This window comes from Paenibacillus sp. NN59, from assembly GCF_057597225.1.
Genome location: NZ_CP199678.1, coordinates 3,581,237 through 3,597,261, shown reverse-complemented (window position 1 = coordinate 3,597,261; position 16,025 = coordinate 3,581,237). Strand labels below are relative to the sequence as shown.

Annotated in this window: 11 protein-coding genes; 9 read left to right on the top strand and 2 right to left on the bottom strand. The window is 44.4% G+C overall.

Annotated features, from left to right (window positions below; all coding sequences use genetic code 11):
- Positions 1 to 30: 30 nt before the first annotated feature.
- Complete coding sequence (locus ACT89M_RS15765; protein WP_186809843.1) at positions 31 to 396, bottom strand: ribosomal protein L7/L12; 366 nt, start codon at positions 394 to 396, stop codon at positions 31 to 33.
- Positions 393 to 1,610 carry a cytochrome P450 gene (locus tag ACT89M_RS15760; RefSeq protein ID WP_154891842.1) on the bottom strand — a complete coding sequence of 406 codons (1,218 nt, stop codon included), beginning with the start codon at positions 1,608 to 1,610 and terminating at the stop codon, positions 393 to 395. The genes ACT89M_RS15765 and ACT89M_RS15760 overlap by 4 nt, the downstream gene beginning before the upstream one ends.
- Positions 1,611 to 1,800: 190 nt before the next feature.
- On the opposite strand from ACT89M_RS15760, the gene ACT89M_RS15755 reads away from it, so the two are divergent.
- From ACT89M_RS15755 to ACT89M_RS15715, 9 genes are all read left to right on the top strand, one after another.
- Positions 1,801 to 2,778, top strand: coding sequence for an aldo/keto reductase (locus ACT89M_RS15755; protein ID WP_154891843.1), 978 nt, complete (start codon positions 1,801 to 1,803; stop codon positions 2,776 to 2,778).
- A gap of 493 nt (positions 2,779 to 3,271) precedes the next feature.
- Positions 3,272 to 4,372 carry an ATP-binding protein gene (locus tag ACT89M_RS15750; RefSeq protein WP_208606751.1) on the top strand — a complete coding sequence of 367 codons (1,101 nt, stop codon included), beginning with the start codon at positions 3,272 to 3,274 and terminating at the stop codon, positions 4,370 to 4,372.
- Positions 4,360 to 6,801, top strand: coding sequence for a DUF5682 family protein (locus ACT89M_RS15745; protein ID WP_487344740.1), 2,442 nt, complete (start codon positions 4,360 to 4,362; stop codon positions 6,799 to 6,801). The genes ACT89M_RS15750 and ACT89M_RS15745 overlap by 13 nt, the downstream gene beginning before the upstream one ends.
- A gap of 26 nt (positions 6,802 to 6,827) precedes the next feature.
- Positions 6,828 to 7,988: a VWA domain-containing protein gene (locus ACT89M_RS15740; protein ID WP_154891884.1), complete on the top strand. Its 1,161-nt coding sequence runs from the start codon at positions 6,828 to 6,830 to the stop codon at positions 7,986 to 7,988.
- A 25-nt stretch (positions 7,989 to 8,013) separates the two neighbouring features.
- Positions 8,014 to 11,574 (top strand): DUF4132 domain-containing protein, encoded by a 3,561-nt coding sequence (locus ACT89M_RS15735; RefSeq protein WP_308721721.1) that lies wholly within the window; start codon positions 8,014 to 8,016, stop codon positions 11,572 to 11,574.
- A gap of 10 nt (positions 11,575 to 11,584) precedes the next feature.
- Positions 11,585 to 13,447, top strand: a complete 1,863-nt coding sequence (locus ACT89M_RS15730; RefSeq protein WP_308721722.1) for an SWIM zinc finger family protein — start codon at positions 11,585 to 11,587, stop codon at positions 13,445 to 13,447.
- Positions 13,434 to 13,712 carry a hypothetical protein gene (locus tag ACT89M_RS15725; RefSeq protein WP_154959260.1) on the top strand — a complete coding sequence of 93 codons (279 nt, stop codon included), beginning with the start codon at positions 13,434 to 13,436 and terminating at the stop codon, positions 13,710 to 13,712. Before ACT89M_RS15730 ends, ACT89M_RS15725 begins: the two co-directional genes overlap by 14 nt.
- A gap of 280 nt (positions 13,713 to 13,992) precedes the next feature.
- Positions 13,993 to 14,535 carry a sigma-70 family RNA polymerase sigma factor gene (locus tag ACT89M_RS15720; protein WP_308721723.1) on the top strand — a complete coding sequence of 181 codons (543 nt, stop codon included), beginning with the start codon at positions 13,993 to 13,995 and terminating at the stop codon, positions 14,533 to 14,535.
- 15 nt (positions 14,536 to 14,550) lie between these two features.
- Complete coding sequence (locus ACT89M_RS15715; protein ID WP_308721724.1) at positions 14,551 to 15,939, top strand: hypothetical protein; 1,389 nt, start codon at positions 14,551 to 14,553, stop codon at positions 15,937 to 15,939.
- Positions 15,940 to 16,025 lie beyond the last annotated feature (86 nt).

Sequence of the window (16,025 nt, the reverse complement as noted above, 5' to 3'; positions counted from 1 at the left end):
CTCAGTTCCTCTTTCATTTTGAGGGCGATACTATCGATCTAATGCTTCAACATAATCTTTCGCTTCTTTTAAAGAAAGGCTGCGGGCTTCACGAAGTTTTTTAATGGCTTGAATTTTGTTTCCACCCCGTACCATTGCAAGCAATTCCTGATCCAACTCCGTATTCATATCGAATCCGCTCTGAGGAAAAGAATCTGTGCTTGTAGATGAAGAAAAGGATGAAGCATTTTGGACAGAAGAAGCGTTGATAGCAAAACGATTTGCATCGACAGACGAACCGTTTTGAAGTCGCTCTACCTCTGATTTCAGTTCATGCACCTGACGTTGAAGATTGCTGAGTTTGGACCACAGAATCGGAATAATCAACAGGAACACCACAAACAAGAAATTGCTCATTTTAGTAGCACCGGAATTTCCTTGACGCCGCGAACGACCATGCCCGGTCTCCATTCCAGTGTATCGACATCGATCTGCAACTTCATGTTAGGAAAGCGATTGATCAGCGTACTTACGGCAATTTCGCCTTCAAGTCGGGCAAGTGGTGCACCCAGACAGAGATGAATACCTTTGCCAAAAGCGAGGTGCGCACTTTTCTCACGTGTGATATCGAACACATCCGGGTCTTTGAATTGTTCTTCATCTCGATTAGCCGAATCCAGCGCCACAACCACAAGTTCACCTTTGGCAATCTGCTGCCCACGAAACTCCATATCCTCTGAAGCCCAGCGTGAGGTGCTGAACTCAACCGGCCCGTTATATCTCAGCATCTCTTCAATGGCTTGATGGATCAGTTCAGGCTCCCGAATTAACAAATCTCGTTGTTCCGGATGCTCAAGCAGGGCCAGAATACCGTTTCCAATAAGATTTACAGTGGTTTCATGTCCAGCAATAATAAGTAGTGAGACCACACCAAGCAATTCTTTTTCGGTCAATTGCTCCCCGGATTCTTCGGCAATGACTAGCTGGCTAATCAGGTCCTGGCCAGGTTCTCGACGTACTTTGGCGAACCAATCGGTCAAATATTCGATGAACTCCCGTTCATGTTGTTGGAATAGTTCTTCATTCTTGCCGGTGGAAGCCTCAATAACGGTATTAGACCACATGCGGAATTTGTCCCGATCCTCCAGCGGCACACCAAGAATTTCACTGATGACAATAATAGGTAGCGGAAAAGCAAAGTCATCTATAAGATTCACTGTTTCTTGGGAAGGTAGCTCGTCGAGCAGATCATCCGCAATGCTCTGAATATGGCTTCTCATATCTGCGACAAGTTTTGGCGTGAAAGCCTTCTGTACCAAACCTCGCAAACGACGATGATCAGGTGGATCGGAGAACAGCATATTTTTTGAAAAAATACTCTTGCCCTCTGTCCCGTATCGTTTGACTATGTCTTTGCTGAAGCGAGAATCTTTCAAAATCTGAACAGCATCCTCATATCGAGAAATGATCCAGCCAAACTCTCCACTCGGAAACATGACTTTGAAGACGGGGTCTTCTTTTCTTAAATTTTCGTATACCGCATAAGGATTGTGAGTAAATGATGCGTTGAAAAAATCAGGGCTGGAGGTCTCGTTGCTCTCATTCGTCTCGTTGGATTCATTTGGATTCAAGATGTGTAATCTCCTCTCCTTAGCAATAAGATATGTCACTTTGTAATTATTCCATATGTAAAGGTTCGAAACCTTGTTTTTCCATGATAAAAATGCGAGCGATGCAGGAATATCGTGTTGGACTCAAGAAGACAAGATAGGAAGTCAAGAATACGTTTTCAAAAATAAAAAAATGAGAGGGAGTACGGAAATGTCATATAGACAGTTGCCTTTACATGATCATCAAATTCCCGCGAGTCCTATTGTTCTGGGGTGTATGCGCTTTGGAGGAGATTGGGATGGAGCCCCCATTACTGAGGATTTGGTGGTCGAAGGCCGTCAAGCGGTAGAAGCCGCACTGGAGATTGGCATTAATCATTTTGACCTGGCGGACATCTATACACGCGGGAAAGCGGAGCATGTTTTTGGGCGGATCTTATCTGAAAGGAACGGACTTCGGGAACAGATCATTATTCAATCTAAATGCGGAATTCGGCTGGTAGGGGATGATGAGGGGCCACAGCGTTATGACACATCAGGGGCACATATTATAAAGAGTGTTGATGGGATTTTATCCCGGCTCGGCACGGAGTATCTGGATATTTTGCTGCTGCATCGTCCCGACCCACTTGCCCACCCGCAGGAGATCGGAGAAGCGCTGGCTAAACTTCATCAGGCTGGAAAAGTAAGAAACTTCGGCGTGTCTAATATGGGTTCTGAACAGATCCGTTTGCTTCAGATGCACAGTCGTATGCCATTCATCGTGAATCAACTGGAAATGAGCCTTGATAAAATCGGTTTTGTAGAGGCTGGCGTAACCGTGAACCGTGCGCAGGCGAAAGAAAATGTTTTCCCATACGGTACGATGGAGTACTGCCAGGCAGAGCGCATTCAGTTGCAAGCTTGGGGTCCTCTCGCACAGGGAAGATTTACAGGCAGGGCGATTGAAGGACAACGACCCGAGATTGAAGCAACGGCAGAACTGGTGGCTCGTATTGCTAAAGAGCGTGGTGTCACGAGTGAAGCCATTGTACTAGCTTGGTTAATGAAACATCCAGCCGGAATTCAGCCGGTGATTGGTTCGATTCGTCCAGAGCGGATTCTCGCTTGTCGTGATGCGGCTCAGGTTGAACTCACACGGTATGAATGGTACGAGCTGTACTCGTCTTCGTGCGGACGGAGAATGTAGTGTCTACAGAACAGGATATATGTTTGCATATAGTCGCTAATCTAGCGGCTTTTTGTTTATGGCTGTAGCCAGTTGAGTGCGTGAAGTGAGCGACAATATGCCGCCAATTATGCGGGTGGATGAAACACAGGAAGCACAGTTCTGTGTTATGTATTCTTTTCTTTTTATGCAGTGATTAGAAGAGATGTTGGATTGTTTATAAGATGGTAGTGCCCTATCTCTGAAGTCCGGCCGTTAGTGTTGATAGGTAGAACTATATGCCTAAGCGATATTCCAAAGGATAGAATGAGAAATTGCTCTATTCTAGAGGTAGACCGGGAGAGAGGATTCACATTTGTGCGGTGATGTAAGTCCTTGGACTTAGTCAAAAGTGCAGGTAAGAAGGACGTTTCAACCATTTTTGCCCGTTTTCAGACTTAATAACTTACGGCTGTGATAAAATGATGAGAATAGGAACATACGATCTGTTTATTTGAGAGGAGACATCTTGATGATAGAGATGCTTAAACCGCCTGCGGAGACATTATACGAGGCTGAGTTAAGGGCGTTACAACAGGAGGATCAGGGTCATCGTCCGCCCAACTGGTTATTATCTCCAGCTAATGTGCGGGATTTTATTATTGGTCGAGATAAGCCAGCGATGCTGGATGGAGAGAAGATCACCATTACACGTAAATTCTACGGGAATGATGTGTTGATTGAACGTGCAGTTGTTACCCTTGCAGGAAATCGCGGGTTGATGCTTGTCGGTGAGCCCGGTACAGCAAAAACAATGCTCAGTGAGTTGCTTACGGCAGCGATCTCGGGGACCAGTCTGAATACCATACAAGGTACAGCTGGAACAACGGAGGATATGATCAAGTATTCTTGGAATTATGCGATGCTTTTGGACAAAGGGCCTTCTGAAGCAGCTCTCGTGCCTTCCCCGTTATATAACGGCATGAAAAAAGGGATTTTAACGCGATTTGAGGAAATTACACGTTGTCCGGCTGAAGCACAGGACAGCTTAATTAGTATTTTGAGTGATAAAGTCATGAGCATTCCAGAACTTGACGGGGGTGTGCTTTTTGCCAAACCGGGATTCAACGTCATTGCTACGGCAAACATTCGGGATAAAGGTGTAAATGAGATGAGCGGCGCACTCAAGCGACGTTTTAATTTTGAAACGATCAGACCGATCCAGAATGTGAAGATGGAAGCCAAAATCATTGAATCTCAGGCGAGAAACCTGTTATTACATAGTGGAATTGATACCGAAATTCAAACCGACGTGGTGGAGTTGCTGGCAACTACATTTATGGAGCTGCGAACAGGCATGTCACGTGAAGGGTACAAGCTCGATACACCTCAAGCGTCCATGAGTACTGCAGAAGCCGTGTCGGTATATGTGCAGAGCGCAATGACATCGTACTATTATGAGGGGAAATCTATTGCGCTGGATCGGTTGGTACAAAACATGCTGGGAACCATTGCTAAGGAAAGCGACAAGGACCTAGGCATTCTCAAAAACTATTTTTCCAAAATTGTCAAAGCTCGCTCCGCCGAAGAGGAAATTTGGAAAAATTATTATGAGGAAAGAAAATGGATCGGTTAGACCAAGTAGAGCCCACCGACGCTGCTGGTTTATCGGATGTTACGGATTTCGATCAGCTTCAATCCTTATTCGATACGAGTGTATATAACTTAAATAATCGAACGGTTTATTTTCCAATACGGCATCATAGTCCAGCTTGTTCCCATCATCTGTTGCATGTCATCGGAGATTACAAACCCGATATCATTTTGATTGAAGGGCCAGAAAGCGGTAATCCCCTGATACATGTTTTAACGGATGAAGCGACCTTGCCTCCGGTCAGTCTCTATTATACCTATGAAGATGAATATGGAAGAGAAGCCTGTTATTATCCGATGCTCCGGTATTCACCCGAATATGTCGCGTTGAAGCAAGCCCACCAGCTTGGCATTCCGGCACAATTTATAGATTTGGATTATCGGCATGTATCCAGAAACACGGAGAGTCCTTCGCAAACAGAACAGAAAGAAATCTCCGTTCAGGACGAAACACTGCTTGCCAGTTCAGAATTTATTAACCGTTTATGTGAGAAAACAAACTGCCGCAGTTTTGATGAACTATGGGAAAAGGTGTTTGAGATCGGGGGGCTGCAGAAACCTACCTCTGCCTTTGTGCAGGATGTTTTCACGTATTGTACATTATCCCGAATGTGTTACACCCCGGAGCGGCTGATGACGAGTGGTGACCTGGTGAGAGAAGCCCATATGGCAAAACGAATCAAGGAAGCTGAAGAGCAGTATCAGCGTGTGCTTGTAATTACGGGAGGTTTTCATACTTTTGGGTTAGTGAATTCTACTGTTCAGGAAAAGGAAACCAAGGGCAATTCAACTCAGCACGATACATCTGATTCAGGAAATGTTCAAGAACAGGTGTATCCGATGGTGTATACATTTGCCGAAGCTGATCGATTGAATGGCTATGCCAGCGGTATGCCTTATGTGTATTTTTACGATCAAATCTGGGATCAACTGCTCCATACTTCACGTTCTCCTTACCGTGTAACTACACTGAACGTGTTATCCAGATTGATGCGCAAGCTGCGAGAACGGGAAGAACATGTTTCCACGAGTGATGCCATTGAGGCATATAGTATGATTCAAGGTCTGGCGGAGCTTCGAGGCAAGCAGGAAGGCGGAGTGTACGAGCTGATGGACGCGGCCCTCTCTTCATTTGTCAAAGGAGAGCTTACACTTGCCACCGACAAGCCGCTTCAGGAACTGCAACTTCTGTTGACCGGAGACGCCATCGGGAGCGTTGCACCTAATGCTTTTCATATTCCTATCGTTGAGGATTTTAAAGCGCGATGCACAGAATTCAAACTTCAGATTCGAACAACGGGTCAGCATAAAAAGGTACTTGATCTGTATGCCAAGCCGGAACATCGTTTGATTAGCCAGTTGTTTCAATGCATCTCTTATCTTGTTCCCGAGTTCGCGAAGCGACAGGCGGGACCGGATTGGATCGCGCAGCGTGATATGAATCTGGTTCGTGAAACGTGGGAATACATGTATTCCTCACGAATTGAAGCGCGGCTTATTGAAAATTCTTTATATGGCGGAACACTTGCCACAGCAGCTACTCGAAAGATGGAAGAGCAGATGCGAGATATTCCTGACCATCACAGCGGTGAACTTGCTCAAAAAATGCTCCAGGCACTATTAATGGGACTTCAGGAGACAGCGATGCGTTTGTATGCCCAGGTTCGAGCAGCTTTGCGGACAGATGGACATTTTCTGTCACTATGCAACAGCTTAACGATTCTGAATCGGATTCATCAGCATCGCCGGCTGCTAGGACTATCGGATGACCCTCATCTTCCTGAATTAGTATCTGAAGCTTACCGTAACGCGGTGGACAAGCTGCAACAGCTTTCGCGAACGAATGCGGACGAGCATGAAGGTATTATTCAGGGAATAAAGCTACTTGCAATGCTGGCCGAGTCTGCCGAAGAGCAATTCCAGGATACGGCTTTTCGAAACCATTTGCACGAGCTTTTATCGGATTCGAAGCTTCCTGCTCAGCTCGAAGGGGTCTGTATCGCTATTGCTTCGGGACTTGGTGATCGATCTAGAGAAGAGATCGTGGAGCGTGCCCGCGGGTATATCCGCGGAACGCCGGAACAGACGCGTCAAACGGCTTTATTTTTACAAGGTGTGTTTACCGTAGCTCGAGATGCATTTCTATATGAGGACCAGCTGTTACAAGAGCTAAACGGGTTAATTGAGCAGTTATCCTATGATGATTTTATTGCTATGATTCCAGAACTACGTCTGGCTTTCACTTATTTTACGCCAATGGAAACAAATCTGATTGCCGAGCGCGTGGCCAATCTGCACCAAGTGAGGTCGGATGAAATGTTGATGCCTGTGCTGGACGAGCAACTGCTTATTCATTACAAAACGCAGGACGAAGCGCTTCGAAAGGAGTTTGCTGCATGGAAGTTAATATGAATGATGCCCGTCGCGACCAGGACGAAATGTTGCCAGAGTTGTCTTCCTCGGAAGAACGAAGTGCTGTTGAAACTTTGAACCGTTGGCGCCTGATTTTGGGAGAATCTGCAGAGGAAGGTCTTTGTGAATCGGATCAATATAAAACGGGTGAATTTCAGTATGTTGAATTGGACGAGATTCTGGGGTACCTCTATAACCGTGAATACGGTGAAGAACAAGGTTACCGAAAAGAGGGTGGACGTGGTTCATCCGAGCTTACTGTACCCAATTGGTTACACAAGGTCAGAGATCTTTTTCCCAAATCAACGGTTGAAATTTTGGAGAAGCAGGCACTTGATCGTTATGGACTGACGGAGCTCTTAACCGATAAAAAACTGCTGGAGTCCCTTGAACCGAATATGAACCTGCTCAAAAACATCATGCAGTTCAAAGGGCGAATGAAAGGTGATGTACTGCGGAGTGCAAAAGATATTGTACGCACAGTGGTTGAGGATCTGCGCAGGAAGCTGGAGTCTCATACTCGGGCCAGTATTATGGGGAAACGCAGTCGGTACGCAACCAGTTCGGTGCGATCCCTGCGCAACCTGAACTTTAAACGAACGATTACTCGTAATCTTAAAAATTATGATAAACACAAACGAAGGTTTGTGATCGATCGACTTTATTTTGACGGAAATTTAGAGCAACACAATAAGTGGAACATCATTATCGGTGTAGATGAAAGCGGTAGTATGATGGATTCGGTGATTTACAGTTCGGTCATGGCGAGTATTTTCTATCGATTGAATGCGCTACGCACAAAGCTGTTCATCTTTGATACCAAAGTTGTGGACCTGAGCGACCGACTTGAGGACCCCGTAGATGTATTGATGAATGTGCAACTCGGTGGAGGAACCCATATCGCCAAAGCGCTACGTTATGGGGAGACGCTGATTGAGAATCCTGGAAAAACGATCTACATTTTGGTAAGTGATCTGGAGGAAGGTTACCCGATTAATCAAATGTATCAGGCCTGTAAGGATATTATCGATGCGGGATGCAAGTTGCTTGTGCTTACCGCTCTCGATTTCAACGGAGATTCGGTGTACAACAAACATGCTGCACAGACTTTAGCCAATATGGGGGCACATGTAGCAGCGATTACACCTAACGAACTTGCCGAATGGATCGGCGAAATGATCACTTAAACATACTTTTAGGAGGAATAAAATCATGCTGACCGCAGACCGTGGAGTAGAGAGTTTGGTTGAAAAGTTCGCTTCCATTTGTTCAGATGACTACTCGCTCAAAACAGATCGTAGCTCCGAAATTATCGATTACGTCATGGGTGCAACCGAAAAGTTCCCGGAGATGATGGGTAAAACGAGTCATTATGTCTATCGAACAGTAGAAGCTCTGTCCAAGCTTGGCAAAAAAGATGATGGAGATATCTTTTTTCGTGCCGGAGCTATTGCCATGCATTTGGAATCGAATTATTTCCGTAGAAGTCCTTGGGGGGTTAACGCATTCACAGCTTGTCTGGGTGATGATTCGGAGGCTTACGGATTAAATGGGAAAAGCAAGATTTCGGATCGGATGGGAACCTTGTTATCTCGTTTGAAGAAAATGAAGCAATATGCGGGTGAAGAAGAAATTCTCTCTGAGCTTAAGAGGCGCGTGAAGCGAGCACAATGGCTATTCGATTCCAAAAAAGCAGATAGTCAGGGTAATTTCAGAGATGTGATTGATGCCATGATGCTTGTTCATTTGTGTGTGCAACCGGATGTGGAATTTGCAAATAAGCAAGAGATCGAGGATATGAGTTCCGTCCTGCCCGAGTTGTTTCAGCATGTTATGGCGAACGATGCGACAAATCTTCATCAAGAGCTGTACCGCTTGATTGAACCTTTGGTTGCAGGCAACGTTCAAGGCAAACAAAACGGTTCGTCACAGTTGCTGGAAGAGGAATTCCTGAAACAGAAACGTAGCGAATTGATTGCCAAGCATTATCCTGAAATCACTTACTCCGCGAAACATCATGTTTCACATGCGGAATTCCATCAGACGATGGTTTTATTGAGCAGTGCAGTCTTGTATCTGACGAATATCAATGGAGGAAAGCAACGCTTTCTGGATAACGTTAGTGACGTTGGCAAGGTACTACTCGAAGTCATTCATCACCTGCATGAACTGTATCCGATGGAGGTTCGTAAGTATTTACTTAGCATGAACCCTCGTTCAAGAAGTGAAGATGATCTGCTGTCCGGGCTGATCCCTCTGAACGAACCCTATCAATTGATTGAAATGATGCAACTCGAATTGAATTCGTACCGCGTGTCTTGGATTATAATCAAAGCGGCAATTGCCAATCAACCTGAGCAAGCCAAACGAGCATATGAGATTGTCAGAGCACCATTCCTGAAGTTGTGTCTTCATAAAATGATGTTGGATCAAGCTATCAATGGAATTCAACCGGAAAGCACAATTGAAGATGCTGTATTCCAAGTGTTGCGTCAACCGCTCGAAGGTGGGAGACAAGGTCTTGCCATTGCGAGATATTTAAGTGGTGAGTACACACTTGAAGAGTATTGGGAAGACAAGGACAGCCGTGGATTGTTTAATCATGTCAACCGGGATCGGAAGCGGATTAACAATCTCATTAGTATCAGCTTCCTGCCAATGGATTCGGAGCCAATGCACCGCTTTGCGATTTTGCTAACTCATCCGGAATGGACGCTGGACATTGTCTCGGACATGTATCATTCTTATGCTTTTAGTGGTGAGCAGATTTTAAATACGTATGGTGACGACCCTCAGGTGAAACGAGAACAACTGCTGACTAGTCTGATTTCGCTGAATGGTATGACAGATTATACGTATCAATCGATGCCGCAGGATGAGTATCGCCGTATTTTACAGCAAAACCTGGAGTACGCGTTGAAGCAGTATAAAAAACTGCCAACGGATACACGTATTTTAACGCTTGAGGTTGCATTTGAGCAGCGAGATACCCTGCCTAAGCAACAATTGGTAGCAGCTATTCAGGTAGGTTTACAGGATGCTTCTAAACGGGCGAGCAGTATTGCTTTGGCTGAGTTCAACCGGGTTCCGGATCAAGAACTGTATATGATGATTTACCGTGCGGAGAAAAAAGCTTCGATTAAAGAAATGGCGCTAACAGCGATCCGTAGTCTGGATAACAGTAAGGAATTATACACTGAACTCTTGCAAAATGAGAAAGCCACCGAATGGAAAAACCTGATTCAAATTCTGCTTGATACGGCTGACCTAAGCCCTGAATATTCACATGCAGCGTTAGCTGACCTGGCCGATGCGAAAAAGATGTCTCGGATCAGCTGGTTACCTCTAAAGGAACTGCCTGCCTTGATTCGATCCACAGATGGTTTGCCATTAGATGATCGGATCAAACAATATGTGTTACTGCAATCGATTGATCATGGGTCTGGACCGAATGAGCGGTTAAATGAACTACGTGAATATGTAAGCGAAGCTTCACTTATTCGTTTTTCAAAGGAATTGTTACAGCTATGGATTCAGGATGGTGCACCTGCGAAAGAAAAGTGGATCATGTATGTTTCCGCACTGTTCGGTGATCTTCAGATTGTTCATATATTGACCCCACAGATTAAGGAATGGACAGAGAATAGCCGCGGGGCTATAGCAGCCGAGGCAGTGAAAGTACTCGCATTTCTAAAAGAACCTGCCGCACTGATGGCAATTGACAAGGTTAAACGCAGTGTAAAGAACCGTCAGGTAAAAGGCGCAGCCGAAGAGGCTTTGCAGCTTGCAGCAGAAAATATGGGATTGACTGCAGAGCAACTTGAAGACCGTCTAGTCACTTCCCTTGGTTTTGATGAAAAAGGCAAGTTACAGCTTAGTTACGGTGAACGGTCCTTCCAGGTCAAAGTTAATGCCGATCTACAGGTTGTGGTCGTAAACGAAGAAACAGGTAAAGCCGTTAAAAGTTTGCCTGCTCCGGCACAAAAGGATGATCCTGAGCTCGCGGCAGAATCCAAGGCACGTTTTACCCAGTTGAAGAAGGATCTGAAAACGATGGTTACGATCCAGACTGCACGCTTGGAAGAGTCTTTATCCAAACAGCGTTTATGGACAGCTGAGGAATGGACTTCCCTATTTGTAGACAATGTCATCATGCAGAAATTTGCCGTTGGATTAATCTGGGGCATTTATGAGCAGGGTGAGTTAATCCGTACATTCCGTTATATGGAGGACGGTACATTTAATACGGTGGACGAGGATGAAACGGATCTGCCATCAGGAGCTCAGGTGGGTCTTGTACATCCGCTTGAACTGGACCAGGATACGCTAGAAGGCTGGACTACTCAGCTTGAGGATTATGAGGTCAAACAGCCGTTCGAGCAATTGAAACGTCAAATCCATCTAATTGAGGATGAAGACCGGACCAAGACTGAATATGATGGTCTTCCAGAAGAGGAATTTTCACCAACAGCTCTCCCGAAAGCATTGGAGAAATACGGATGGATTAAAGGTCCTGCGCAAGATGGCGGCTGGTTCAACGAGTTTTACAAAGAGTACGGAGAGATTGTTGCTGAACTTCGGTTCAGCGGTACAAGTATCACGTATTATGAAGGGATGGACGACGTGACGCTGGAATCGTTACATTTCTTCAAACCAAATGGCAAGAGACAGCACTATTATTATGCAGATAACAAATCCATTCCTTTGGGCCAAATTTCAGGCCGAGTATTCAGTGAGACTCTCTATGATATTTTGAGAGCAACGGGGCGTTGATTTGGTGGTTATGAACGATTTCAGTGAATTCAAGCAGAAATTCAGACACTTTACAAAATTGTGCACAGAGGATTATCTCATTCGTTATGCGAACAAGGGGCTATATAAAAGGGCGCTTAAAGAGCTGGATCAAGGTGTACAAGTACAGTACACCTGGAATACAGCTTCAGTGAGCTGTCAGCTAAGTGAGGGTATCGAGTGTACCCTCTATGCTACGCTGGATGAATGGCAGTGCTCCTGTCCCTCGGAGAATATCTGCAAGCATGTATTGATTGCGATTCTATATGATCAGCGTCAGCAGATAACTGAAAACATGGGCGAGGATATTGTGGAAGTTGCACAAGTTGCCAAGCCTTCAGCAGACATTCATGCATCTTCCCCTGATTATGCAGATCCTGACACTATTAAAGAATACGAGCTTCAGACGCAGGATAAGTTTCATCAGGTTAACGAGTCAGAAAGGCTGGATTACGGTTTGCAGTCTCATGCGCCGGAGGGACATGTCCGTTTTCGCTGGATGCTCGAAGCCGATCTTACTCCCATCCTGAAATCATATACTTCGACGATGGTTGAAGAGGTCGTTTTTCGTTTACGTTATCCCGAAGACATTCAAATTATGGAAGACACACTGCTCACTGTACTTTTAAAAATTCAGAATATAGAGGTTTCCTTCACAGAAGAACCTCAGCTGACCAAAGCTTTATGCAAGTTAAAGCAGACCGCGGGAAAAATGGCCAAGCTTGAAGCTTTGCTGAGATATCGTATGTATCATGGGGTGGATGATACGGATGCTTTGAGTGTCCGCGCATATGAGCCCAAGTTCTCGCTTCAAACCATTCAGGAGTGCCGGGGCATGTTGGCAGGCATGCTTAGGACAGGGCTTGCCAGACTACCTCAGTCATATAATGCGCAGCTGGAGACGCTGGCCATTGCTGCACATAGTGGTAACCTTCCAGAGATTGAACGTAGTTTACGCGGCATTCAGGGAGAACTCCAGCTTTTTTTCAAGCGTCATGTACGTTTCTCCATGCAGACGATGCTGGATCGTATAAGTAAGCTGTATCTCGCGCTAGAAGTGCTTGAACAAGGCGAAATCCCTGTTAGGCAACAAAGTCAGCTGGTTGGCAGTTTCCGAAGTAAGTACTTTACCGTACCTTCACTGCATCTCTATGGGCTAGGAGCAGATTCTTGGGAGACACGGTCAGGATTTCGCGGCATTACGTATTATTTCTATTGCTTTGATGATGGGCAGATCTATACGTACAGTGATGTACGTGCGGTGTACTATGAGGATCAACATTTCTCGTTTGCCGAGCATTATGCAGCGTTTACCCCCTGGTTGCCAAGTTTGACATTTAGTCAATTTACGGGAGAAGAAGTTCAGTTTCAGTCGGTTAAAGTGAATGAAGAACGACGAATTTCTTCAGGTGATGGAGCGAAACTGACTATTTTACCACGAACCGGAGTGACAGAGGTTGATTTTGGAGAGTACCTGATAGACATATCTGCTGCACTTCAACGGGAGCCCGATTCTATTGATCTATTCACTGAACCAAAAGAACGGTTGTCACTAATTGAAGTTGCCCGTATTACAGAGCATAGCTTTAACAAACAAACGCAGGATCTGATCCTTATGGTCGAGAATACTGAGGGGGCGCGCTTGCCTCTCACACTTCCATACTCATCGGATTGGCAATCTATGATTAACAGACTCGAATCAGGATTTGGTTCACAAAAACTTGAACATTTTTATGCATTTGTTCGAATAGAAACGAAACGTATTAGTCCAATCAGTTTTCTAAAGGGCCAGACGTTGCTAAGCTTGAAGCTGGATTCCAGTAGTGGAAGGATGGGACGTTTTGGAAGAAGATAGTGGATTGATACAGCAGTTATCCGATTGGTCTGAAGAACTACTTCTTCGGGGGTTATCTCAATTTTCGATTCGAGATACGCAACTGCTTGAGCAACTGGATGCCAACGCGCAGCGATTGCAGATGCACTTCCTGCATGAATTGATCAGTGGTGTTCTAGAGGCAGGGCGCAAAGTGGCACTAGGCGAAGCACAAGATGAACGGCTCTTGGATCAATATTGTCGTCTGAGTCAATATGTTCAGCTTAGTGTACAATCACAAACTTGATCTCTCTAGTTAACTTGTTTAACGTTATGGCTGATTTTGAGAACGATGAAGCAGGTTAAGTCTGTACTAATGTATGGTATGAAGTAATACTTGGGCTGGTTGTATTCCTAATTCGATAGAAATAATCTAAAAAAGTTGCAGGTGGCTGAGCCCCTGCGATTTTTTTGTTGTTGAATGTGAGTAAAAGTGATTTGATGAACGAATATATGTAGGAAGCTCATGTTTACGAAGTAACGATGCAGTAACAGGGGATGAATATGGAAAGGAGGCAGATGTAATTGTGAAGGAAGAACAGATCAGGAAGGCCATAGTGAATCGCAATCCTGAGGCTATGGAATGGGTGATGAATCAATACGCAGGATTGTTGTGGACGATTGCACATTCTATTCTCCAACATGTTTCGAATGAAGAGATCGAAGAATGTGTAGCAGATACCTTCTTCACATTCTGGCAGCATCCAGAGGCGTTCCAAACAGAGCGAAGCAGCCTGAAAAATTATCTTGCGACAATTGTAAAACACAAAGCGATTGATCGCTACCGAAAAATAAATCGAAGATCCGAGATTACATATGAAGAGCAAACTCATTCCATGGAAACGGATGATGTTTTACTACAGCTTATTCGCAAAGAGAATGATATAGAGCTTGAACAAATGATTCATTCTTTCCCGGAACCTGAACGCGAGATCATGAAACGTCGTTTTTATAATGGTCAAAAGCCACATGAAATTTCAGAAGATCTGTCGTTGCATGTCAGACAAGTCCTTAACAAACTGTATCGTTCCAGACAACGTTTGAAAACATGGTGGAACGATAGGAAGTAAAAAGGAGGTGATCCTATGGGGAAATCCAAAAATCAATTCAACGAGCAACACCTATCCAATATTAAGAGACGGTTTTATGACAAAATAACGAAGGCTGAATTAGAGCCGAATGTTCTATCTGAATCATCGTTTAGCGGACTTAAACAAACACAAAGAAGTATAAGCAATCGGAGAAGATATCGTAAATTCATTTATATTCCTGTGACCGTAGCGTTATCTCTATGTATATTTACTGGTGCAGCTGCCGCGATCGGGATTCTTGACCTGACTTCAGTTCTTCATTTTTTGGGAGTAGATCGAATTGCTATTCTCCAGCCAGTTCATCAGGAGAGTGAAGATCAAGGAATACATGTGGAGGTTATCGGGGCAGTTAGAGATGGGGATACAACCGAAGTTTATGTTTCTGTATCCGATCTGATAAGTAACCGTATTGACGGGAATCTCGATGTGTATGATTACAGATTAACTGGAGGAAAAGCAAGTAATGCTCAAATTATTTATTATGATAGAGCCGCCAAAACAGCAATTGTTCGATTTGTAACCCAGGGTAAAGTTAGTACCAATCGGATGACTGTCCGCATAAATACTTTGATGTCAGGAGCGGCTAGGAAGGATGGCTATTCCGTCCCTGTGGACTGGAAATCATTGTTACAACAAAAAGAGAAAAACAGTTACGAAATGTTGAATTCAGATCAAATCAGCGGACTTGGTGGTGAAATTGCAAATGAAATGGATAAAGATTCGTTCCAAGTACTGCGAAAGGATCAAACGAACATTGCCATTCAGGGTGTGAACTGGATGTATATATCTAATATCGGCTTCGTTAATGGAAAGCTGCATGTGCAGATTAATCCGGATAATGAGGTGGGTGGATATAATCATGGATTTTTCTATTTCATAGATGAACAAGGTCATAGGCTCGATATTCCTGAAAACTCCATCAGCTACGGTTATTATATGAAAGATGGCGTAGGTTATGGTGGAGATTATATCGAGTATATATATGATATTTCATCAGTTAAAGCACTAAATAAGCTTAAGCTACAGGGCAGTTTTACAAATATCGGTGAAGTTATTCAAGGTAAGTGGGAAACGAGCTTTAACCTGAACCAGCTTAACAAAAGTAAACGTGGACATGTAAACCTGGGTAAGAATTCAGGCACAGAAGTGGAAGCAACTCTTTCACCAATCGGTATTACGTTAACAGGCGAGGCCTTAGGCATGATTCGTATGGAGGACTTGAAAATCGAATTGCAGCTGAAGGACGGCACAAAAATGTCTGCTTTAACCGGTTTTATTCAATTGCACAATGATCTGGTCAAATGGATATCTTCTAAAACCATTCGCGTAGAAGATGTAAGCAATCTTGTAATCAATGGACAGAAGGTGAATTTAGAAGAGTAATAGGATGAAGTAGAGGTGTCACAATACATTTTCATGTCATATCCCGAGTTATGTTGCATACCATTAGGCGAATGCGGTCATAAGGG

Coding starts and splice junctions, on each gene's coding strand:
- ACT89M_RS15745 (WP_487344740.1), top strand. CDS start 4,360: ATGGATCGGTTAGACCAAGTAGAGCCCACCGACGCTGCTGGTTTATCG.
- ACT89M_RS15765 (WP_186809843.1), bottom strand. CDS start 396: ATGAGCAATTTCTTGTTTGTGGTGTTCCTGTTGATTATTCCGATTCTG.
- ACT89M_RS15735 (WP_308721721.1), top strand. CDS start 8,014: ATGCTGACCGCAGACCGTGGAGTAGAGAGTTTGGTTGAAAAGTTCGCT.
- ACT89M_RS15715 (WP_308721724.1), top strand. CDS start 14,551: ATGGGGAAATCCAAAAATCAATTCAACGAGCAACACCTATCCAATATT.
- ACT89M_RS15740 (WP_154891884.1), top strand. CDS start 6,828: ATGTTGCCAGAGTTGTCTTCCTCGGAAGAACGAAGTGCTGTTGAAACT.
- ACT89M_RS15755 (WP_154891843.1), top strand. CDS start 1,801: ATGTCATATAGACAGTTGCCTTTACATGATCATCAAATTCCCGCGAGT.
- ACT89M_RS15730 (WP_308721722.1), top strand. CDS start 11,585: ATGAACGATTTCAGTGAATTCAAGCAGAAATTCAGACACTTTACAAAA.